The following is a 22,702-nucleotide window of genomic DNA, read 5'->3' as shown; positions in this document are numbered from 1 at the left end:
GGAGAGACAGAAACGCCAGGTGGAGAGACAGAAACGCCAGGTGGAGAGACAGAAACGCCAGGTGGAGAAACAGAAACGCCAGGTGGAGAAACAGAAACGCCAGGTGGAGAGACAGAAACGCCAGGTGGAGAGACAGAAACGCCAGGTGGAGAGACAGAAACGCCAGGTGGAGAAACAGAAACACCGGGTGGAGAAACAGAAACGCCAGGTGAAGAAACAGAGAAACCGGGTGAAGGAACAGAAACGTCAGGTGGAGAAACAGAAAAGCCAGGTGAAGAAGTAGGAAAGCCTAACTTACCAGAAAAAGAGCAAGGCAGTTCCAATAATCAAAAACTTCCAGCTACAGGGCATAATACAAATTACCTTCCATTTATAGGTGTAATTCTTTTGTTATTAGGAATGCGTTTAAGATTTATGACTAAAAATGGCTAATAGGTTTATAAAAGGCAGAAGAGAATGTTATCTTTTCTGCCTTTAAGTTTTTAAATAGAAGAAATAAGGTAAAACCTTCTGTATTGACCTGCAAACGCCCTTCAAGTAAACTAAAGAGAGTTTGCAAATGAAAAGGTGATAATGTTGTTAATTTCAATTAAAACGTTACAAGATGATCGTTTTTTACGTCCGCTGCAAAATATTAGCGGCTTATTTTTTGAAGATAGTACGATTGGATTTGAACAAGAGGAAGCAAATCTTATCGTTGATATACACATTGAAGAGAATGTAAAAGCATCTGCTCGTTTAACAGATGTTGCGACTAGAAATGTGTATGAAGAAACATTCGCAAAAGATTTATCTGCTTTCACAGATGAAAAAGAGCGTATGAAGCAAGTGAAACACGTTGTTTCTTATGTATATCTTTCTGTTCTTCAGCAGTTAACTGGCATTGAACAAAGCTGGGGTATTTTAACGGGAGTTCGTCCGACGAAACTTCTTCATAAAATGCTTCAAAATGGTATGTCAAAAGAAGAAGCGCATCAAGAACTTCGTGAAAGCTATTTAATTCATGAAGAGAAAATTGAACTTCTTCAGCGTATTGTTGATTGCCAATTAGCGGTAGTTCCAGATTTATACCGTTTGAAAGAGGAAGTAAGTATTTATATCGGTATTCCATTCTGCCCAACAAAATGTGCATATTGTACATTCCCGGCTTATGCAATTAATGGACGCCAAGGCTCTGTTGATTCATTCTTAGGTGGTTTACATTATGAAGTTCGCGAAATTGGTAAGTTTTTAAAAGAAAAAGGTGTAACAGTTACGACGATTTATTACGGCGGCGGTACACCGACAAGTATTACAGCAGAAGAGATGGATATGCTGTATGAAGAAATGTATGAAGCGTTCCCAGATGTGAAAAATGTGCGTGAGGTAACAGTTGAGGCAGGTCGCCCAGATACAATTACGCCAGCGAAGCTAGAAGTGTTAAATAAATGGAATATTGACCGTATTAGTATTAATCCGCAGTCATACCATCAAGAAACATTAAAAGCAATCGGACGTCACCATACTGTAGAAGAAACAATTGAGAAGTATCATTTAGCTCGTGAAATGGGAATGAACAATATTAATATGGACTTAATTATTGGTCTTCCTGGTGAAGGGTTAGATATTTTCAAGCATACGTTAGATGAAACAGAAAAGTTAATGCCAGAATCGTTAACAGTTCATACGTTATCATTCAAACGTGCTTCTGAAATGACGCAAAACAAACGTAAATATAAAGTAGCAGGTCGCGAAGAAATTACAGCGATGATGCACGAAGCAGAAGAGTGGACGCAAAAGCATAATTACGTACCATATTACCTATACCGTCAAAAGAATATTTTAGGTAACTTAGAGAACGTTGGTTATGCAATGCCGACGCAAGAAAGTATTTACAACATTGTTATTATGGAAGAAGTTCAATCAATTATAGGACTTGGCTGTGGTGCATCAAGTAAATTTGTTCATCCGAAGACAGGTGCAATTACGCACTTCGCAAATCCGAAAGATCCAAAATCATATAACGATGGCTTCGTAAAATATACAGAAGATAAACTGAAAATTTTAGAAGAGCTATTTGTATAAGAAGAAAGAGGTTGTTCCAATTTGGAATAGCCTCTTTTTTATCCTGCTATTTGCGGGAACCAATCGGTGTAGGCCGATTAAAGTTCCACTTTATTTTGTCAGTTTTTGTCGGTAAGTCGATATATTCGAAAAATCGCTGATATAAATGGAGTTACGGTCGATATATTCGAAAAATCGCTGATATATTTCAATTTACGATTGATATATTCAAAAAATCGCTGATATAATTTCACTTACCGACAAGCGGAACCTTTTGTAAAACTATGTCGATAATAATCAGAAAAATTAGTCAAATCATTAAAGGACAATGTCTACTTATGGACGAAATGATAGATTTATGAAAGAGAAAAGGGGGAAATTGTTGGCATGTACATGACGATAGGGAGAATATTCGATTTAGCTGTTGGTAAGTATCCGAATAAAGAGGCGTTAGTAGAGCCGGAAAAAAATATTCGCTGGACGTATAAAGAGTGGGATGAGCAAATAAATAAAACGGCGCAAGCTTTATTGAAAGAAGGGGTAAGAAAGGGAGATACTGTATCTGTTTACTTATATAATTGCCGTGAGTTTGTAAACGTTTACTTAGCCTGTGCGAAAATTGGGGCAATCTTTAACCCGATTAACTTCCGTTTAAAAGCAAAAGAGTTATCGTATATTCTCCAGGACGCAGCCTCGAAAGTAGTAGTCTTTGAAAAAGCGGTTGAATCAACTGTTGCTATCATTGAACGGGATTTTCCAAATTCGTCTTTTTGGTATGTAGAAGACGATACACCTTCCTATGCTAGTTCTTACCATGAAAAAGTGAATGCAGCATCTTCTGACAAAGTAGATATTGAAATTGATGAAATGGATTATTGTTCTATGCTATATACGAGCGGTACGACAGGTCATCCGAAAGGCGTACTACATCGCCATCGTGAAATGGCTGAGCATAGTATGATTTGTACGTATTTCTTAAAATATAATAGAGATAGTGCCGGGCTTGTAGTGGCGCCTTTATATCATTGTGGTGAGTTAAACGCTGGAATCATTCCGCGCATTCAAGTTGGTGGAAAGAATGTTATTTTACATCACTTTGATACAGATAGAGTATTACATACGATTCAAGAAGAGAAGATTACGACATTTTTTGCAGCACCGACGATGTGGAATATGTTACTGCAAAAAGATTTAACGCAGTACGATTTAACATCGATGAAGATTGGTATATATGGAGGAGCGGCGATGGCTCCAGCACTAGTGAAAGAATGTAAAGAACGTCTTTATATTGATCTTGTACAAATATACGGAATGACAGAAATGGGACCGGTTGTTGCGTTTCTCGTAGAAGAAGATCAAATTACGAAAGCAGGTTCAGCGGGAACACCGTGCTTTAGTCATGAAATTCGAATTGTAAAACCAAGCGAGGATGCACCAGCAGAACCAGATGATGTATTACCTCCTTATGAAGTAGGGGAGATTATTTTGCGCGGCCCAACTATGATGGCTGGTTATCATAACCGAGAAGAAGCAAATGCAAAATCGATGTATAAAGGATGGTATCACTCTGGTGATTTAGGTTACTTCGATAAAGATGGCTATTTATTCGTCGCAGATCGTGTGGATGATATGGTAATTAGCGGAGGCGTTAATATTTATCCACGTGAAATTGAAGATTTCCTTCATAGTCATCCTGGTGTATTAGATGTTGCGGTGCTTGGCGAGCCAGATGAATTATGGGGAGAACGTGTTGTGGCTGTTGTCGTAAAGAAAGATGAAGCGATTACAGAAAATGATTTAGAAATATATTGTAAAGAAAGTGATGAATTAGCGGATTATAAACGTCCGCGTCATTATTTATTTGTGGATGAACTTCCGCGTAATGCGAGTGGAAAATTACAAAAATTTGTCCTGAGAGAGTCATTGAAAGGTGCGAAAAAATAGAAAGTGCCGGATGTACTATACCTATGTGATTTTCGCCTGTTTTTAAATAGACGAAGCAATATCTTTGTTCTTTTGTAGAGGTGGAGAATTAAGTGAAGATCAATCAATCTTCACTTAATTCTCGTTTCTTTGTAAAGAAGAGTAATTTATGTATTTGAAACAATGTGAAAGAACTAAAGGGATGTAATGTACAAAAAAAGACACCCTAAGGTGCCTCTTTCCGACTTGAACCATTTTCATTTCATACGATTCTATCCGTATTACCCCTTTGTTATAAGTGTAAACACATACTATAAAACAGAATCGTCTATATACACTAATTGTTAGTTTAAAAAATAAAAGAGATTTAAACTTAGTATTGGAGTAACGCCACATCCCCTATAATGATTGATATGTTACGCCTTTTAAAAGAATCTGCTTTATAGAACGTGTCCACAGATTTTATTTTACTACATGTAATATTCATTTAGTTTATTTTTTGTGAATATGTATAATTACATAAACTTCATAAGAAAAAGGGAGTATACTTTGTTATTTTATAATAAAGGAAAAGCCCGCCTACAAATAGGGGGCTTTTCTTATTTTTTATAAATATTTATTCCAATTATATTATCAGATGAATCTAAACGAACATACACGTCATCTGACAAAAGGTGGGCATTATATATTCTTTGTTTATACGTTGATATCTCAAAGCGTTTTCCATTTGATTCACATTCCAAAATAATCATATCTCCATGCTCTTTCCAATTTACTAATCTAGCAGTTGTATTCATTTTTAATCCTCCTCTAAATCATGTTATGAAAATTAATAGAGATAGTGTGAGGAAGGAGTTTATATAGTGAAAAAGAAAGGTGAAGAGATTGTAACATAGTAACTTTTTGAAAACGAAATATTTAATTATATAGATAATAATATTAATTAATATAATGTATTAATTTAACAGAAGGGAGGAATAGCCATGCAATTAGTTTGTTTTAAAATAGTAAGTGGTCAATACTTCTTATTTGTAGAAGGTATTCAAATTCCTGTACCAATTCCAGCAGTAGCTGCAGCTCTATTAATTGGTTTAGGAATAATTCCACTTTGTTCTTAATGTAAGAACTTTCAGCGGTTCTACTTTTTGGTTAAAAACCCCTCAAGCATATGAATGTTTGAGGGGTTTTTATTGTTATAAAAATCGTTGAATGAAATGGGGTTCGCAACATTGTTTGATGGTCATGTTGGAATGCCCACTTTCTACTTTTATTTACGTGAAAATCCTTCTTCATCAAGGTATTCCGCAGCTTCTGGATAAGAGTTGAATGTACCGTCTAAGTTTACACCAGCGTACACGTTCCACATATCGTCCTCTGAGATAAGAGTAAGGATATGACCGTCTTCGTTATGCCATTCTTCTTCTTTCGCAGGTTCTACAGGAACTACTACTTCTTCTTGTGAAAGTAATTCAATTGATTGCTCGATTACTGAGCGTAATTCATCTGCTGAAAACTCGCGGATGTTAACCATACCTTTATCATCCGTTTTGTAACCTTTAATACCACTTGCATATACAAATCCGTTTCCGTTTGGATGTAAGTGATAAACAACGTTCTTTTTATCTAAACGACTTTCTTCAAAGTGAAAGTTCACGCGTTTTAATGATACGTTTTTTCTTTCTAATTCAGGGAAAGATTCAATGATTGATAATTTTTCTTCAAAAGTTAGCATAGTGCCTCCAAATATATAATAAAAGATTTAATTTATCTATTATAGCATAGTTATAATGGTTTCCAAAGGTAAGGAGAGGCTATAATTGAATGCGTTTACGTCACGATACTGTAAAAAGTGGACTAACGAATGTATTCTTTTAGGTGTACAATGGAATGTGGACTTAATGTGAAGGTGGTTATTTATATGTTTCAAAAAATAGCAAAGGAATGTTTAGCAGGTTTTACTGTTGCGATTGTTGCGTTGCCACTTGCCATTGCATTTGGTATTGCAGCAACGGGAACGTCTGAGGGTGCACTAGTCGGATTGTATGGTGCGATTTTTGCAGGTTTATTTGCGGCGTTATTTGGTGGTACACCTGGACAAGTTACAGGGCCAACTGGACCGATTACCGTTATCGCAACAGGAGTTATTGCAACGCACGGATTAGAGGCGAGTTTTATAGCGTTTATGATGGCGGGACTGTTTCAAATTTTATTTGGTGTATGTAAGCTTGGTTCTTACGTTCGATATATCCCATATTCTGTCGTTTCAGGATTTATGAACGGTATCGCATTAATTATTATTTTAGGTGAAATAAAGCATGTGCAAAATAGTTTTCTACTCGTAGTATTAACGATTATTGTCATGATTGTTTCTGGAAAGTGGATTAAGGCGATTCCATCTAGTTTAGTTGCATTAGTAGGTGTGACAACTATGCTTCCTTTATTTTCTTCGGCGTTAGAAGGGCTTACAGTGAAGTTACCGGTTATCGGAAACTTGTCATTAAATAAGGTGATTGAGAAGATTGGGACGATTCCAGAAGCGATGCCGACGCTTCATATTCCATCTTTAAGTGGAACAGGCATCGCAGAACTTATTTTACCAGCGCTTAGTATTGCTTTATTAGGATCGATTGACTCGTTGTTAACATCGGTTGTAATGGATAATGTGACGGGGACACGTCATAAAAGTAATAAAGAACTGGTCGGACAAGGTATTGGTAATATGGTGAGCGGGTTGTTTGGCGGATTAGCAGGGGCAGGAGCAACTGTACGGTCTATCGTGAATATAAGAAGCGGCGGTAAAACGGCGCTTTCAGCAAGTATGCATAGTGTTATATTATTTATTTTCATTATGGGACTTGGGTCAGTCGTGCAATACATTCCACTTGCTGTGTTATCAGGTATTTTAATTTTAACTGGTATTGGCATGTTTGATTGGGAAAGCATGAAGAAAATGCATGTAGCACCAAAAGGTGATGTTATTGTTATGCTCGTAACGATGGTTGTCACAGTGAAGTTTGATTTAATGATTGCTGTTGCGTTCGGTATTATTCTTTCGTTCATTATATACATGGTGAAATGTAAAGAACGTAAAGCTTCTATTGTAAAAGAGAAGGAAGCAACATATAAAATTAAAGGCCCACTTTCATTCCTAACAGTGGATCGTATTTTTTATGCTTTACAAGACGTAAAGTCTCCGGTTATTTTACGTATGAAAGATGTGCGCTATATGGATGTATCGGGCGCAATGGCGTTGCTGAACTTTGTTGAGCAATCGGATAAAGTAGGTGCGAATGTGACGCTGGAGCAAGTGCATCCGAGTATTGAACAAATAATTGTGACGATGGCAAGTGCTGAGCAGAGGGATCAATTACAATTTTTAACGGCCAAAACAAGTTAGAGATAAGGACCCTCACGTGATAAAATGTGAGGGTTTTTGATTATTCGTATATGTATGTATTGAATTTGAATATCTGGATGTTATACGTCTGTTGACAATTATTACACTTAGCAGTATAGTAACATCTTAGATTAGCAGTATGCTATCATAATAAGTGTAAGAATTTTAAGATTTCTTTATACTGAAAAGAAATCGCTTTAAGCTGGAGGGAATATTTGATGTACAAACAGTTACCACATGGAGTAAAAGTCGGGATTACACGTTCAATCGTTGCTTCTTTTGAGAAGTATATGAAGGAAATTGAATGGAACGAAGCAAAGTTTGACATACAACAATTTGTTGAACAGTGGAAACAATATCTATATACAAAGTCAACTTGGATTAATAAAGTAGATGACAAGTTGAAAGAACATCCAGATTTCCATCAAGCGTTAGCAGTGAAAGTGAATGAAAAAATTAACGAGCTTATTAATGAAGAGCCAACTGAAGAGCAATTGAAAATTTTAAAAGATCACGAAGTAAACAATATAGAGGATTTTTGTAAGTTGGAAGCAGCGTATCATATTGAACGTTTGTAGTTGAATTACATAAAAGTTTACATAGGAAAACGCGTCGTATTCATAAAAGAATACGACGCGTTTTTGATTATTCGCTTAGCGAGTAATGACGGTTATTGTGGGATAAAGGCTTTCCACTTAGATAAATCGATTGGTTCTTTTGATACTGAATCAGCCGGGAATGTAAAGGTCCAAGGTTTCGTAGAATTGGCCTTAATTTGAAAATCTTTTAATACAAATATTCTTTCTGCAACGGTAGATTCAGAGCGATCTGAAATATGCAATGGAAGTTGCTCAAGGGTTATATTTTGGTTATAGCCATTACGAATTAAAATAGTTGCGTTCAAATCTCCGTTTTCTTCTACAACTGCGTTTAGCCCTTGGAAGTTAATTTCATCTTCTGCAGGTGGATTTAAGTTAGCAACAATTTCTTGTAATTTTATTATTGCACTTGCAGGTAGCTTTTCTTGCCATATAGGATCTAAATCTAATGAATGTTTTCCTTTTAATTCAAATACTAGTTGCCAGTCTTCAGCTGATAGCGTTGCTCCCGTAATTGAATTTTCTTCAAAGACGAAAGTCCAAGGCATATTTACATTTGATGGGATTTCTTCTAAGTGTGATAAATCAAATGTTTGACGCGCACACGTTTCTCCATTTTTATTTAATAAAGAGAGAGTAAGAGTTTCAAATTGAATTGGATGTTTTACACTGCTACGAATGAAGGTAGTAATATAATAAGCATTTTCATGTTTTTTACTTTCAATACCAGCTAGTGAAATTTGATTTTCTTGTAAGGTAGGCAAAGATTTGTGTAAAAATTGATAAATATACTTCTGTTCTTGTGAAACCTCATTCCAAGAAGGATGGAAGTATAAGTTAGGTTTTACGTTTTTTGTATGATTACTATTTTCTTCGGTTCCTAATAATTGAGAACCAGAAATTACAGAGTCTCTACCTTTTTTTCTTGCCTTTTTTAAAAATGATAGCATGCAATTCACCTCATTATATATTTTGTGGGACATTTATATATCTTGCTAAATATAAAGCAACCTCTTTTTCAAAATGGCTAAATGTGTGTAAAAAGATTTCAAAACCTTCTTTTTGATAAAGGCGTGCCGGATCCTCTTGTTGGTATTGTCTTAAGCCAATACCTTCTTTTAAATGTTGCATTGCACTTAAATGGTTTGTCCAACCAGAATCAAGGAAGTGCAAGCTAATTTGACGTAATACTTCTTGTGCATCTTCATTACTTTCTAAATCTTTAATACGCTCTATATAACTTGTAAGAGTATCTTTTAATAGCTCTTGTAAGTCCTCAGCGGAATGAACGTTATTAGCAGATAATGCTGGAATTTCTTCGGTAGATAAAACTTCTTTTAAAGCTTCTACTAGTTTAGTGAAATCCCATTCTTCAGGAAGCATTCCTTCTAATAAATGATCTTTAGCAATAACAGTTAGTGTATTTTTGATCATTGGAATGACAATCTCTATCATATTTACTTCTTCGTTTAAAAGGTTATTACGAAGTTTATAAACTACATTACGTTGGTCGTTTATGACATCATCTAATTTCAAGTTGTATTCACGCATTGAAAAATGACTACCCTCACAAATTAATTGTGTACGGTTAATTAAATCATAAATTTTAGTATTTAGAATTAAACCGTTTTCATCAGATTTAAGTGATTTTTTTAGCTTTTCTACCTCTTCACCTGCGTAGCGTTGCATCATTTCATCTTCTAGTGAAAGGAAGAATTGAGAACTCCCAGGATCGCCTTGTCGTCCAGCTCTCCCTTTTAACTGATTATCGACGCGGCGAGATTCATGTCTTTCGGTTCCGATTACATGTAAACCACCAAGCTCATGAACACCTTTTTCTAATAGAATATCCGTTCCGCGTCCTGCCATGTTTGTAGCGATTGTAATTTTTCCTTTTTTGCCAGCTAATGCAATTAAATCAGCTTCTTGTTCAGCACTTTTTGCATTTAATAATTGATAAGGTAAATTCGCTTCATCCAAATAACGAGCAACGGCTTCTGATTGAAGGATAGACATCGTACCAATTAATATAGGGCGTTTCTTCTTATGTATATTTATTACTTCTGCACAGACAGCTTTATATTTCGCATCGGCTGTTACATATACGACGTCTTTTTTATCTTCACGAAGTATAGGACGATTCGTTGGAATTGAAATAACTTCCATATTGTATACGCGGTTAAATTCTTTCTCTTCTGTTTTTGCAGTACCTGTCATACCAGATAAGGCTGGATACATACGGAAGAAATTTTGAATAGTAATAGATGCTTGCGTTTGATTTTCATCTGTAATTGGTAAGCCTTCTTTCGCTTCAAGTGCTTGATGTAACCCATCACTTAAAGAGCGACCATCCATAATACGTCCTGTGAAAATATCAACAAGCATAATTTTTTCGTCTTCGATAATATAATCGACGTCTAGTTGGAAAGCTACGTGTGCACGTAATGCTTGAATCATATAATGATATAAAGTTTGATGCTCTATATCATATAAGTTATCAATATCAAATAAATCTTCAATCTTTGTAATTCCATCTTCTGTAAAGTTACATGCTTTTGTTTCTGCATCGTAAGTGTAATGTAAAGTGTCTTGGAATGATTTCATTACTTTCGCGCATAAATGATGGAAATCAGAACTGCTTGATTTTTTCCCAGCGATAATAAGAGGAGTTTTAGCTTCATCAATTAAAACGCTATCAATCTCATCTATTATAGCAAAGTGATAGGGGCGCTGTACTTGTTGTGACTTAGATGATGCCATATTGTCACGAAGATAATCGAAACCAAACTCAGTGCCAATTCCGTATGTAATATCAGCTTCATAAGCGCGTTTTTTGTCCATAGATTCCATTTGTGCCATATTTAATCCAACTGTTAACCCAAGAAATTCATGAACTCGTCCAATCAATTCCTTATCACGCTTTGCTAAATAATCATTTACTGTAATAACGTGAACACCTTTTTTCTCAAGAGCACGTACGTAAGTAGGTAAAGAAGAAACGAGAGTTTTTCCTTCCCCTGTAGGCATTTCAGCGATGTTTCCTTCTAGTAATACAAGGCCACCGATTAACTGAACATCGTAGTGACGAAGACCAAGCACTCGTTTTGCAGCCTCTCGAACGACAGCAAATGCTTCTATTTTTATATCGTCAACTGTTTTTCCATTTTGTAACATATGTTGGAAAGTAACAGTTTTTTGGCGTAATTCATCATCTGATAATGTTTCCATTACAGATTCTAATTGATTAATATCATTCACAAGTTGTTCATAATTTTTAATCTTTCTTTTTTGTGAATCTCCCAATAATTTCTTGACCGAATTCAGCATTTTTGTAACACTCCTCTTACTGACAATAGATACATTATAGTATAGTTATACTAGAAAAAAGTAGAAATGGAAAGTGGTAGGAAGTTTGAGTGAACTCGTTTTTGGAGTAAGTATACTTTCAAATTGCTGTAAAAAAGAAAGTATTCAATATATAAGAAATTTGGTATGATAATTTAATGAGATAAAATACGGTCTCTATAATTTGTAACAATACGCTTAAGAATATATGTATAAAAGAAAAGAGAAGGTACATGAATAAGAAGTTTGTAAAAGGTGCAGCAATTTTAACAATTACAACTTTTTTGTCGAAATTACTTGGTAGTTTTTTTCAAATTCCGTTACAAAATATTGCAGGAGATGAAGTGCTTGGTATTTTTCGCCTCGTATTTCCTGTATATATGATTGCTCTCACATTGTCAGTAGCTGGTGTTCCGCTAGCAATTTCAAAATTGATTGCAGAGTTAAAAGAAAAAAATAAAGAAAAACAAATTGCAAAGTTATTTAAATCTGCATCGATTATAGGAATGGCTTTCGGTGCATTTGGATGTTTGGTGATTATATTATTTTCTACTGAAATTGCAAGTATGCTTGGTGGACAAGAAACGAGGGGGCCCTTACTAGTTACGTCATTGGCGTTACTCGTTGCACCGTATATGGCGGTTTATCGTGGATATTTTCAAGGTTTCGGTGATATGAAACCGACGGGAGTTTCACAAGTCATTGAGCAATTTGTACGAGTATTTTTTATGTTAATCATCGCTTATATATTAGTATATTGGAATGAAAGTAGTGCTGTTATTACTAGTGGGGCAATGATTGGATCTTTTCTTGGGGTAATAAGTTCACTTATCTATTTACGTATGACGTATAATAAGAGTGCATACCATTATAAGGGAGATTCATATTCTCTTAGAGATTTGAGAAAAGATGGAAAGAAAATATTGCAAGTATCTATTCCAATTGCTATTGGAGCTTTATCCATGCCATTGTTAAATTTGGTAGATTCGCTGACAGTGCCGCACGTGCTACAAGGATCTTCGGCCGAAATTCAAGCGCAATTTGGTATATATAGCCGTGGTTCTGCATTTACACAATTAATTGTTGTTTTTGCAAGTGCAATTGTATTTCCATTAATACCATTATTAACGTCTGCGCTAGCAAAAAAAGATATGAATTTAGCAAAAATGACAGTTCAAAATACGAACTCACTTATGCATGTGTTAACAGCCCCGTTAACGATATGGTTAATGGCATTAACGGTTCCGTTAAATGTGGGATTGTTTACAGATGCGAAAGGAAGCAGTATGTTAGCTGTTATGATTGGTAGTTCGTATTTCACGTCAGTTATGGTATTATCAATAGGAGTTTTACAAGGAATTAACCGCTCTGCCCAAGCTGCATGGATTGTTATTGGTGCAAGTTTTGTGAAAGTATTGTTAAACATTGTGTTAGCAAGAAAGTTTGGTATAGATGGAGCGGCGTATAGTACATTGATTATATATGTGTTAATCTGCATCATAAATCATCTGTACATTCGAAAATATCTTTCCTATTCTGTTCATATAGGGAGATTTTTTATTGTAATAGGTGTATCTTGTATTTTAGGATTAGGACTATATGAAATATCTACTATGATAGATGTTACATCTTCAAGAATTATTGCGTTATTATATAGTGGTATAGCAATTACCATTGCAATAATTTTGTATGCGGTATGTGCTTTGAAATTAAATTGGATATCAACAAAACAAATACCATTTTTGAAAAAATAAATATAGAAATATGAAATGTAAGGATTGGAATTCGGACGGGCTTATTGTGATGATGCTTTTTTAGGTAAGGAGTTGGTGCCAGTTATGACGTGTGAAATAATTGGTTACCAAATGTTGGAGGAGATTAAGAGTGCGGTTAGTTTTATCAGGATATTATGGTTTTTATAACGTTGGAGACGAAGCTATTCTACAATCGATTATTGAATCGTTACATAAAGAGAATCCGAATATTGAACTCGTTGTGCTGTCAAATGACCCTGACTATACAAGGAAAATGTACGGAGTAGAAGCGGTGGATCGTTGGAGTATCAAATCGGTTTATGATGCAATTAAAAAAAGTGACGGGCTTATTAGTGGCGGAGGGAGCCTCCTCCAAGATAAAACGAGTATAAAAAGTATTTTGTACTATACGGGTATTATGGGGTTTGCTCGTATGTTAAAAAAACCATATTACATTTATTCACAAGGAATAGGTCCAATCACCAAAAGGCATAATCGACTATTAGTGAAATGGCATTTGTCGAAAGCTGCATATATATCAGTTCGAGATGAGGATTCATTTTTATACTTAAAAGAACTTGGCATGAAAAGGGATATTGAACTTGTTCCAGATCCAGTTTTAACATGGAAACGAAAAAAACAATCAGATTGGCTACAAAAACATTCTCTGCATGGGAAAATAATTGCAGTGAGTGTGCGTCACTGGAATGCAAAAGAAGATTATATAAAAAAGTTAGCGATTGCTTTAAAAAAATTAAAGCAAGAAGGGTACCAAATTTTATTCGTCCCGATGCATGGCCCGTTTGATCAAAATGCTTCGCGTGATGTAGTGGATTTAATGGGGGAAGAGACGTATATGCTTCCGTATAAAATGGATATTGATGAGAAAATATCTATTTTATCAGAATGTACCCTTTTAATTGGTATGCGTCTTCATGCTCTTATTTTTTCGGCTGTCGCGAAAACACCGATGGTTGGAATTTCATACGATCCAAAAATCGATTCATTTTTAAGACAAGTGAATCAACCGGTTATAGGAAGTGTGGATGGAGACTGGAGTGCTGACGATTTATATAAAATTGCGAAGAAGCAAGTGATGCAGCATGAAGAAATACAGCAATCTCTGCAAAGAAGAGTAGATGAGCTGCAACTTCAAGGAGAACAAGCGGCTCAGAAAATTATTTATCATATAGAAAAAAACACTCTACAGAAAAAGTAGAGTGTTTTTTTTGTTAGTGTATTTCTTTACGTCGAAATCTTTCTTTCGTATATTGTGTAATGAGATAGACACCGTAACCTTGTATGATCATAAATGTCGGTATGATAAAGTAGCGATAACGCGATTGAATTTCAATGAAGAAGTGCACGCCTGCGTAACCTAAAATTAATAATGAGAAGAACAGTAACGTTTTATTTCGTTGTTCTTTTATCGTTTTCATAGAAGCTATGCAAGCGAATAGGCACATGCTTACGTAGCATAATCTTTCTAACGTCCACAGTAATTTTGATAATTCGGGTTTTGGATGTCCTTCTAATCCCCAATAAATGGCTGCGTCATAATCTCCCCACATAACTTTAAATTTATCTTTGAATAACAATAATAGTTGTCCTTTATCGGAAGTTCTTTCTTTAATGAGCTGTTTTTCAATTTCGAAACGTTCCTCGCCAATTGGATATTGAAAAACAAGTTTATGGTCAGGGAAAGAAAATCCACCTGTTGTTTCAGGATTGAATCCGACTACAAATTTCCAATAAGGGTCTCTACTAGACAATGGATATTGTGTAACCCCTGTAGCGATTAATGTATAGCTAAAGATGAAATGCACGATATAAAAAATGCCAATCATGCCAATTAGCTTTGATATAACCATTTTTTTATTCAATTTTTGATCACCAATTATATGAGTGATCAGTAAGAAAAGAATGAGAGCTAGTAAAATAACAATACCAATCGGTCTCATAATATCGCCAAATGCAATAAGGATACTAACGAATATCCATGCATATGAATGCGAGATTCCTTTTTTTACGAGAAGATAAAAACCAGCATAGAATAGAAATGTTGCGAGATGCTGATTTGTTAGTACAGAAGTCATCATAATGTTAGGAATGTACACTGCGAAAATAAGTGCGGCAACTCTACCGCTAAATTCATTAAATAGATGCGTAGCTATGCGGTATATAAAGTACGTAATGCCAGTGCAGTACAGTATGTTTAATAATTTTATCGCGAGTACACCTTCACCAAACAATTTGATGACACCAGCTTGGTGCATTGTAAAGCCTAATTGATATACCCAAGTAGTAAAATATGCTTTGTCTGCGAATGAGAAATTGTTATTTGCTGCATCAACGGCTCCGTTATACATTTGTTCGAAATCTTGTACGACATTTGTTTGAACTGTTAACACCCATGCGAGACGAAGGGTGAATGCTAGTAAACAAAGAAATATGATAAATTGTGTTTGAGTGAAAAATCGATTCACGATGATAGACATGAATATAATACCGATTAGAACGATGATAAGTGCCACTATAAGGAAATAGGGATGATTGTACTTCGGTTCAGTTATTAAAAATTGCAATGAGTATATAAGAGTCATTACAAAAAATAACAATGTTAATATTTGCAGTGATTTAAATGCAAATGCATATAATCTAGGCATAATGATCCTCCGTCGTATGTAATATCTTTGTAGTTATTTCTATATAAACAGAAATAACTACGTCATTATATCATAAAGGGTTTCACGGTTGTAAAAGGAAGGGGATACATAAGAAGGTTAGTAGGGAATACGTTATTTTTGTATAATAAAATACTTATTTTAAAATGGCTGTATGTTAATTTTTGTTTATCATGTTTATATAATTAGTATATAATCGGTGTTGGAATAATAAATTCGTAGATTACGAGGAGGATTACATAACCGTGAAGAAATTTTCAAAAGGTATTACAGCAGTTGCGTTAACGGGGTCATTGCTTTTAACTCCTATTTCAAGTTATGCGGCGAGTGATGATATTACAGGTCATCTATTTGAGCAGCATATGCGTACTCTTATTAATAAAGGCATTATGTCAGGGTATGGAAATAATGTATATTTACCTGACAAAGAGATAACGAGAGCGGAGTTTGCTACATTAGTAGCGAAAGCCCTGCAACTTCCACAAGCAGATTCGAATTTTAATGATGTGCCTAAATCATACGGCTTATATGACGGTGTAAGTAGAGCATTCGGAGCAGGAATTATTAAAGGGCGTAGTCCTGAGACTTTTGCACCAAACGATGTGATTACACGTGAAGAAATGGCAGTAATGGTAAAACATGCATTAGACTATAAAAATATTAAAGTAACTGTAAACCCACTTACATTTGCTGATACAAATCGTATTAACTATAAAGAACATGTACAAGTTATGGTAGCTACTAAAATTATTAGTGGATACCCAGAAGATAATACATTTAGACCACAATTATCAGCAACAAGAGGTATGGCTTCGGCGATGCTGAACTTAATGCTTGATAAAATTGGAAATAATGGTGGGGAAACACCAGTAGAAACAAAGAATTATGTATTGTTAAATGATGCAGGCAAAATAGTAGAGCGTTACACTACATATAAAGAAGCTGTTACAGCCGCACAAAATAAAGGCATCAATGCAGTGAAATATGAAAATGAATACGTATGGATTAAAGGTGGCTTTGCCGCGGCGAAGCAAATTTCTGGAGATACAATTAATGTGTACGGTGATAATTTACAAACAGTATATACGTACATTCAGTATGGAACTGAATTTAAAGTGTTAGAAGTTGGAGAAGATCGTGTGAAAGTGCAACTCTCTGACCTAACTGGTTATGTAAAGAAAAATGAAGTTACTTTAATTCCTGAAAATGAAATGAAGAAGTCATCTTATTACGTAAAATCAGATGGATATTTATATCACAGATATTTCACGTATAATACAAGCACACCTAAATATACAGAATATAGATTTGGTGCAGCCCCTTCTTTCATGAAGCAAGGGCAATCAATGTATAGTGTAGATGGAAAAACATTCGGAAATGAAACATTCTATCAATATTTTAATTACGTATCATTACGTACGAAAACAGAGTACACAGCAGAACAATTAGATAGTTATATAAAATCAGTTAAAGCCGATTCTCCATTGATCGGTTTAGGTGCGAAATTTAAAGAAGTAGAAAGTAAGTATAATGTAAATGCATTATTCCTATATTCATTAGCCGCTCATGAGAGTGATTTTGGGACAAGTAGGCTTGCACGAGAAAAAAATAATTTATTTGGCTTAAATGCAACAGATAATAGTCCATTTGGTAACGGTCTATCATTTAATTCAAAAGAAGATTGTATTGAACATGCTGCAAAAGTATATATGAGTGAAGGTTATTTAAATCCAGGACATTGGCGTTATACTGCAACATATACAGGTGATAAAGCAGGCGGTTTAAATATGAAATATGCATCTGATGCAAACTGGGGTAAAAAAGTAGCTGGGCATATGTTCCGTTTTGATTCGTACTTAGGTAAAAAAGAGTACAACAAATATAAGCTTGCACGTGTAACGAATAAGGTAGAAGCGAAAAAAGATCCTCGTACGTCGAATGAACGACTGTATAACTTAGCAGCAAATAAAGTTGTTACGATTACAGGCGAAGAAACGATAAATGGACAAGCATGGGTTAAAATCATTTCTGATGATCCTGCTGTAAATGAAGCGTATGTTGCAAAAGAAAATGTGCAGTACGTAAAACATTAATAAAGAAAACAAAAAGACTGATCACTTAGGTGATCAGTCTTTTTGTTTTTCGAATAAGATGCAAGAATGAGTAAAATGCTATTTAATAACATTTATATGAAAAAAATTCCGTTTTATAGAAAATAATAACAAATAATTCGACAAAATAACAAAAATAAAGCTAATTGTTGTCGAAGGATGTCGATAATTTTAAAAAGTGTAGATTGTCATTTCATTTGTATTATGTGCTATAATGCTATTTGTATATTAAATACAAACGATGTATATACGTTTACATATTAGAAAAGTTGATAAATATACAATTCGACAAACATTATAAATTTGTCGAATTATGCGATAAAAAAATCTTTTAAAAAAAAGAATTATGACGTATTATATACATGGTTTAACTTTTTGGAAAAAGATAGTATTTATTATGGCTGATAAATTACTATTTTTCAAAAAGTGTTTGTAAATTAATATATGAATTTAGTAAATAACTAGTTTTTCAAATACATATTTCTAAAGCTAGTATTATATTTCTCAAGGAGGAAATAAATCAATGGCAAAAAATAAGTCTTTTAACAAATTAATGGCTGGTACAATGACAGCTGCAATGGTGGCTGGCGTAGTAGCTCCAGTTGCTACAGCAGCAGAAGAAAGTGCATTTAAAGATGTTCCTAAAGGACATTGGTCTGCAGATGCAATCAACGCTATGGCTGCAAAAGGTATTATCTCAGGTATGGGTGATGGCCTATTCGGATTTGGTGAAGATGTAACTCGTGCTCAAGTAGCTACTTTCATGGTAAAAGCGAAAGGTATCGAAACTGGTTCAACAAAAACTCCATTTACAGATGTAGATGAAAAAGAATGGTATGCTCAATTCGTTGCAGCTGCTGAAGCTAACAAAATCATGGGTGGTTTAGGCGACAATAAATTCGGTCCAAAAGATAAGTTAACTCGTGCACAAATGGCACAGCTTCTTGTTAACGCATACGGTTTCAAAGCTGACGAAAACAACAAAAAAACTTTCAATGACATCGATGGTTTATCTTGGGCAACTGCAAAATCTTCAATTGAAACTCTTGCAAGCCTAGGTCTTATCGCTGGTGAAGGTGAAGGCAAATTCAATCCAAACGCTGTTGTAACTCGTGAGCAAGCTGCTCAGTTCATCTACAATGCTATGAACTATCATCCAGAAGTAAAAACAGATGCTAAAGTTGAATCTGTAAGTGCAATCAACGCGCAAGAAATTAAAGTTACATTCACAAACCCAGTAAATGAAAAATCTGCAATTAACGAAGGTAACTACATTTTCAAACAAAATGGTGCTGATTTAACATCTGCTGATTTTGAAGGTGAAGCTGGTAAAAAAGGTGTTCTTTCAAAAGACGGTAAGAGCGTAACGTTCAAATTAGTAGCTGGCAAAGCATTTGCTAACTCTGACAAATATGCAGTACATTCAACTACAGGCGTATTAGGTGCTGATTCAAAACCTGTAGAAAAATACCTTGATTCAGAAAAGACATTCTCTGATTCAAAAGCTCCAGAATTATTAGGTGCACGCGTAGTTGGTAACGCAGTTGAATTAACATTTAACAAACCAGTAAAAGAAACTGCTGACGTTAAAATTGACGGCGTTAAAATCGAAGGTGCAAAAGTTGCAAGTAAAACACCAGGTGTATACACTTTAACAACTTCTGCAATTGCTGATAAAGGAATCTTCGCAAAAGGCGATCATGAAGTAGTTGTATACGATGCTGAAGATACATTACGCGTAAATGCTAATAAAGCATCAATCTTAACTACAAAATACACTGTAGCTTCTGATACAACAGCACCAGAAGTGAAATCAGTTAAAGCAATTAACAACCGTTCTTTCAAAGTTACATTCTCTGAGCCATTAAGCCAACACCCAGAAGTAACTGTGAAAAAAGGTAACTACACATTCCCGACAGCAGCATATGATACGGTTGGTGGTAACGGTGTAGTACAATTTACAATTGATCCACAAGATGCAACTTCATACATCGTTTCTATTAAAGAAGATACAAAGGATGCTCGTAACCCATTATATGCAAGCGGTGAAAAGAACGTTGACTTAAGTGTTAACCTTAAAAACTTCAAAGATACTGTAAACTTACTTGGTAAACCAGTTGATATGAATGTTTCTTTAACTGAAGATACTGCTACACCAAAAGTATCTACTGATAGCTTAAACAAAATTGAAGGTAATAACTTACTAGTTAAATTCAATGGTAAAATTGCTGTGAATGATGCTAATCAAATCGTAGTACGTGACAAAGGCGGAGTAGTTGTAGAATCTACTTTCGTAGCTGAAGGTGACGTATTAAAAGTTACTCCTAATAATGGTAAAGTAACAGATGAGCCTTACTCAGTAGAATTAAAAGCTGGTGCTATTAAGTTTGCTAAAAATGAGGAGTTAGCTTCTTATTCTGTAAACACAAATAGCAACGAAGCATTTATTACAACTGTTGGTAAAACAGGTATCGTAACACCTGTTGTAGAAAAAACTGCTGACATTATTTCAATCGCAGGCGATGTAATCACTGTAAATTATGGTGAAGACATGAGCGGTAACGCGAAAGATGTAGAGAATTACAAAATTGACGGTAAAGCATTACCAGCAGGTACAACTGCAGAATTCGTTGGTAACAAACAAATCGTTAAGATTTCTTTACCTAAAAACTATTTCGCAAAAGCTCAAGATGCTAAATTTACAATTAGCACAAACGTATTAACTGCTTCTGGAAGCAAAGTAGTAGCTAACGCTCAAACAAAAGCTCCAGTTGAAAGCTTAATTAAATTCTCTGATAACACAGCTCCAAAATTAGCAAGCGCTGTTTATGTGAAAGCTACGAATGAAGCTGAAGTTTCAAACACAATTAAAGTTACATTTAATGAAAACGTTAAAGAGTTCGCTGCAGATGACGCTCAATTTATCAATGACTTAAAAGTTGTTGTAAATGGCAACAATGCAGCAGTTAAAGGTATTAAGCATGGCGGCGAAAAAGAGAAAAATGTTGTTTACTTAACAACTGAAAAAGATCTAAACGTTGCTCAAGCTGCAACAATTAGTGTAGTACCAAAAGGTGCATACAACCCAGAAATCAATATTACAGATGCTGCAGGTAACAAGTTATCACTTGGTAACGTAACTGCATCAACTGCTGTAGTTGCTAAATAATAATAGATTCTATATCTATTATTGATGAAAACCCCTTGTAGGAAATTTCCTACAAGGGGTTTTTCTATATAATGCAGTTATTTGCAAGCGGGAGATTTATCCCACTTTAATGGGCAGGGCTAATAATCAGTGGGGGATGAAGAAAACCCCCACTGATTAAAGTTTCACTTTATGCTGTTTGATTGTTATGAAGTATAAAAAATGCCATGCCCTTAAAATAGGGGCATGGCATTTCAATGTTATTCAATTTCCAAATCAACAACCATATAAGCAAGTATGACAGTAAAGAATATACTTACGGCTGGTGCTGTTAATACGTGTCCAGACATAAAGCCGATCCCGAGTGATAGGACGAGTGTGCTAGCTAGTAGCATATGTTTTACGCTAAATAGTTTCTTGAAGTTTGTGATGATGCGAATGAATATTTTTATACCGAAATAAAGAAGCGGCAGTAAGTACATAAGGAATCCGACAATACCAAATGCGAAGAATAGGTCGTGGAAGTCCATTTCGACTAACTTCATTTTCGTTGTATAGTTCCCAGCGTATCCCATTCCAAATAGTTTTTGAGATAGTGGTGCTTCTTTATAGTATTGTTTATATACTTTTAAAAACTTGTCGCGATCACTATAAATTAAACTTTTCATTTCAGAGTCTGTTAGTTCGCCTTGTTTATGTTCTTCTTCTTGAACTTCTTTTCCTTCTTTTCGGTCTTTTTCTTCTTGTACTGATTTTTTGTATTCATATATTTGTAAGTGTATGCTCATGTTTTTTGCGATAGGAGTTTGCGGTGTAAGAACGAGTAAACCACCTAATACGACAGCAGCAACGACTGTATTTACAAGATATGTGAATCCTTGTCCTTCTTTTTTACGATGCATCATATATTGAATGAATGAGAATAGTAGCGCAACGCCGAGCGTAACAATAATTGCACCATATCCGACTTTCGTTCCGACCATAAGGCTTGCATACATCGCGAGTACAGTTGGAATCCAGTAATAGAATTTTGAGAAAGACGTTGTTTTATGAATTGAGTATAAGACAACGATTGGGAACATAATTGCAAAAATAGCACTTAAATCATTCCCTGCAAAGAACCAGCCTCTTGAACCGATTTTTGAGTGCGGGTAGCTTTGGAAGTCTGTACCTGTTACCATTGCTGCAATGAGTGAAATACTCAAAATTAATGTTGCATATAAGAAATACGTAATGATTTTATGAAATACATATTCATTATTTTTTAATTCTTTTAGTGCGATAATATATCCAAACAGTAGTACAATTGGATATACACTTTTCAAAATAAATTTCACTTCTTCTCCAAATGAAACTGGAGATTTAACCATTACATTATTCACAAGGCCGATTGTGAGTACGATGCCAAAGAGACATAAATAAAGAATATACTTTTTCGCGCCTTGTTGTTTATGGTGAAGAAGTAGATAACCTAATGCAAGAAGCATAAAGGCGAAACGGACTACGATTCCGACTGTTGCACTCATGTGTAATACATAGATTGAAAAAGATGTTAATAAATCTAAAATTGGTTGAAACACAATGAATAGCAGTAGGAAATGCGGGAAGGAGTTAGCCGTCTGTTTTAACTTTGTAACCATATGTGCCTCCATTTCTTCATTCCTTTATTTCAGCACTTCTATATAATAGGAAGGAAAA

The 22,702-nt window shown here is 35.0% G+C and carries 16 protein-coding genes; 10 read left to right on the top strand and 6 right to left on the bottom strand.

The genetic code is table 11. From position 1 onward, the window contains the following. The 3 genes from AC3WVA_RS22470 to AC3WVA_RS22460 form a co-directional block, all read left to right on the top strand. Positions 1 to 432 (top strand): LPXTG cell wall anchor domain-containing protein (locus tag AC3WVA_RS22470; protein ID WP_492322189.1); only part of this gene is annotated, 432 nt, incomplete at its 5' end. Positions 433 to 573: 141 nt separating this feature from the next. After that, complete coding sequence (locus AC3WVA_RS22465) at positions 574 to 2,064, top strand: coproporphyrinogen III oxidase (RefSeq protein WP_492322188.1); 1,491 nt, start codon at positions 574 to 576, stop codon at positions 2,062 to 2,064. A gap of 366 nt (positions 2,065 to 2,430) precedes the next feature. Then, a complete protein-coding gene (locus tag AC3WVA_RS22460) occupies positions 2,431 to 3,987 on the top strand; it encodes a fatty acid--CoA ligase (RefSeq protein ID WP_098881393.1) in 1,557 nt (518 codons plus the stop codon). Between the two features lie 578 nt (positions 3,988 to 4,565). Here the strand turns inward: AC3WVA_RS22460 and AC3WVA_RS22455 are convergent. Beyond that, entirely contained in the window at positions 4,566 to 4,763 is a 198-nt protein-coding gene (locus AC3WVA_RS22455) for a hypothetical protein (protein WP_001098287.1), read from the bottom strand. A gap of 186 nt (positions 4,764 to 4,949) precedes the next feature. Here AC3WVA_RS22455 and AC3WVA_RS22450 point away from each other — a divergent pair, with 186 nt between their 5' ends. Beyond that, positions 4,950 to 5,084 carry a hypothetical protein gene (locus tag AC3WVA_RS22450; RefSeq protein ID WP_257192421.1) on the top strand — a complete coding sequence of 45 codons (135 nt, stop codon included), beginning with the start codon at positions 4,950 to 4,952 and terminating at the stop codon, positions 5,082 to 5,084. A gap of 149 nt (positions 5,085 to 5,233) precedes the next feature. Here AC3WVA_RS22450 and AC3WVA_RS22445 read toward each other — a convergent pair whose 3' ends face one another. Further along, on the bottom strand, positions 5,234 to 5,698 hold the full coding sequence (locus AC3WVA_RS22445) for a hypothetical protein (RefSeq protein ID WP_098254869.1): 465 nt from the start codon (positions 5,696 to 5,698) through the stop codon (positions 5,234 to 5,236). Between the two features lie 186 nt (positions 5,699 to 5,884). On the opposite strand from AC3WVA_RS22445, the gene AC3WVA_RS22440 reads away from it, so the two are divergent. Both AC3WVA_RS22440 and AC3WVA_RS22435 read left to right on the top strand, forming a co-directional pair. Further along, a complete protein-coding gene (locus AC3WVA_RS22440) occupies positions 5,885 to 7,363 on the top strand; it encodes a SulP family inorganic anion transporter (RefSeq protein WP_098881394.1) in 1,479 nt (492 codons plus the stop codon). 218 nt (positions 7,364 to 7,581) lie between these two features. Beyond that, positions 7,582 to 7,941 carry a hypothetical protein gene (locus tag AC3WVA_RS22435; protein WP_048526421.1) on the top strand — a complete coding sequence of 120 codons (360 nt, stop codon included), beginning with the start codon at positions 7,582 to 7,584 and terminating at the stop codon, positions 7,939 to 7,941. A 92-nt stretch (positions 7,942 to 8,033) separates the two neighbouring features. On the opposite strand, the gene AC3WVA_RS22430 is transcribed toward AC3WVA_RS22435, so the two are convergent. Further along, positions 8,034 to 8,912, bottom strand: a complete 879-nt coding sequence (locus AC3WVA_RS22430; RefSeq protein ID WP_141539423.1) for an accessory Sec system S-layer assembly protein — start codon at positions 8,910 to 8,912, stop codon at positions 8,034 to 8,036. A 13-nt stretch (positions 8,913 to 8,925) separates the two neighbouring features. Further along, complete coding sequence (secA2, locus tag AC3WVA_RS22425) at positions 8,926 to 11,289, bottom strand: accessory Sec system translocase SecA2 (protein WP_071759230.1); 2,364 nt, start codon at positions 11,287 to 11,289, stop codon at positions 8,926 to 8,928. 251 nt (positions 11,290 to 11,540) lie between these two features. On the opposite strand from secA2, the gene AC3WVA_RS22420 reads away from it, so the two are divergent. Both AC3WVA_RS22420 and csaB read left to right on the top strand, forming a co-directional pair. Next, complete coding sequence (locus tag AC3WVA_RS22420; RefSeq protein WP_071759229.1) at positions 11,541 to 13,061, top strand: putative polysaccharide biosynthesis protein; 1,521 nt, start codon at positions 11,541 to 11,543, stop codon at positions 13,059 to 13,061. Positions 13,062 to 13,191: 130 nt separating this feature from the next. Beyond that, positions 13,192 to 14,280 carry a polysaccharide pyruvyl transferase CsaB gene (gene csaB / locus AC3WVA_RS22415; RefSeq protein ID WP_071759228.1) on the top strand — a complete coding sequence of 363 codons (1,089 nt, stop codon included), beginning with the start codon at positions 13,192 to 13,194 and terminating at the stop codon, positions 14,278 to 14,280. 13 nt (positions 14,281 to 14,293) lie between these two features. On the opposite strand, the gene AC3WVA_RS22410 is transcribed toward csaB, so the two are convergent. Then, positions 14,294 to 15,727 (bottom strand): glycosyltransferase family 39 protein, encoded by a 1,434-nt coding sequence (locus AC3WVA_RS22410; protein WP_492322187.1) that lies wholly within the window; start codon positions 15,725 to 15,727, stop codon positions 14,294 to 14,296. A gap of 263 nt (positions 15,728 to 15,990) precedes the next feature. Between AC3WVA_RS22410 and AC3WVA_RS22405 the strand changes: the two genes are divergently transcribed. Together AC3WVA_RS22405 and AC3WVA_RS22400 are read left to right on the top strand one after the other, a co-directional pair. Next, positions 15,991 to 17,838 carry an S-layer homology domain-containing protein gene (locus AC3WVA_RS22405; protein WP_098520006.1) on the top strand — a complete coding sequence of 616 codons (1,848 nt, stop codon included), beginning with the start codon at positions 15,991 to 15,993 and terminating at the stop codon, positions 17,836 to 17,838. Positions 17,839 to 18,379: 541 nt separating this feature from the next. Then, positions 18,380 to 21,025: an S-layer homology domain-containing protein gene (locus AC3WVA_RS22400; RefSeq protein WP_098881396.1), complete on the top strand. Its 2,646-nt coding sequence runs from the start codon at positions 18,380 to 18,382 to the stop codon at positions 21,023 to 21,025. Between the two features lie 239 nt (positions 21,026 to 21,264). Here AC3WVA_RS22400 and AC3WVA_RS22395 read toward each other — a convergent pair whose 3' ends face one another. Further along, on the bottom strand, positions 21,265 to 22,644 hold the full coding sequence (locus AC3WVA_RS22395) for an O-antigen ligase family protein (RefSeq protein WP_088314495.1): 1,380 nt from the start codon (positions 22,642 to 22,644) through the stop codon (positions 21,265 to 21,267). Positions 22,645 to 22,702 lie beyond the last annotated feature (58 nt).

This window comes from Bacillus sp. EB106-04-02-XG92, from assembly GCF_058791995.1.
This window is presented reverse-complemented; position numbering and strand designations above follow the sequence as displayed.

What these genes read in the sequence shown, in the direction of transcription:
- AC3WVA_RS22465 (WP_492322188.1), top strand. Translation starts at nt 574, where the DNA reads ATGTTGTTAATTTCAATTAAAACGTTACAAGATGATCGTTTTTTACGT.
- AC3WVA_RS22400 (WP_098881396.1), top strand. Translation starts at nt 18,380, where the DNA reads ATGGCAAAAAATAAGTCTTTTAACAAATTAATGGCTGGTACAATGACA.
- AC3WVA_RS22420 (WP_071759229.1), top strand. Translation starts at nt 11,541, where the DNA reads ATGAATAAGAAGTTTGTAAAAGGTGCAGCAATTTTAACAATTACAACT.
- AC3WVA_RS22460 (WP_098881393.1), top strand. Translation starts at nt 2,431, where the DNA reads ATGTACATGACGATAGGGAGAATATTCGATTTAGCTGTTGGTAAGTAT.
- AC3WVA_RS22445 (WP_098254869.1), bottom strand. Translation starts at nt 5,698, where the DNA reads ATGCTAACTTTTGAAGAAAAATTATCAATCATTGAATCTTTCCCTGAA.
- AC3WVA_RS22455 (WP_001098287.1), bottom strand. Translation starts at nt 4,763, where the DNA reads ATGAATACAACTGCTAGATTAGTAAATTGGAAAGAGCATGGAGATATG.
- AC3WVA_RS22435 (WP_048526421.1), top strand. Translation starts at nt 7,582, where the DNA reads ATGTACAAACAGTTACCACATGGAGTAAAAGTCGGGATTACACGTTCA.
- secA2 (WP_071759230.1), bottom strand. Translation starts at nt 11,289, where the DNA reads ATGCTGAATTCGGTCAAGAAATTATTGGGAGATTCACAAAAAAGAAAG.
- AC3WVA_RS22440 (WP_098881394.1), top strand. Translation starts at nt 5,885, where the DNA reads ATGTTTCAAAAAATAGCAAAGGAATGTTTAGCAGGTTTTACTGTTGCG.
- AC3WVA_RS22430 (WP_141539423.1), bottom strand. Translation starts at nt 8,912, where the DNA reads ATGCTATCATTTTTAAAAAAGGCAAGAAAAAAAGGTAGAGACTCTGTA.
- AC3WVA_RS22450 (WP_257192421.1), top strand. Translation starts at nt 4,950, where the DNA reads ATGCAATTAGTTTGTTTTAAAATAGTAAGTGGTCAATACTTCTTATTT.
- AC3WVA_RS22395 (WP_088314495.1), bottom strand. Translation starts at nt 22,644, where the DNA reads ATGGTTACAAAGTTAAAACAGACGGCTAACTCCTTCCCGCATTTCCTA.
- AC3WVA_RS22410 (WP_492322187.1), bottom strand. Translation starts at nt 15,727, where the DNA reads ATGCCTAGATTATATGCATTTGCATTTAAATCACTGCAAATATTAACA.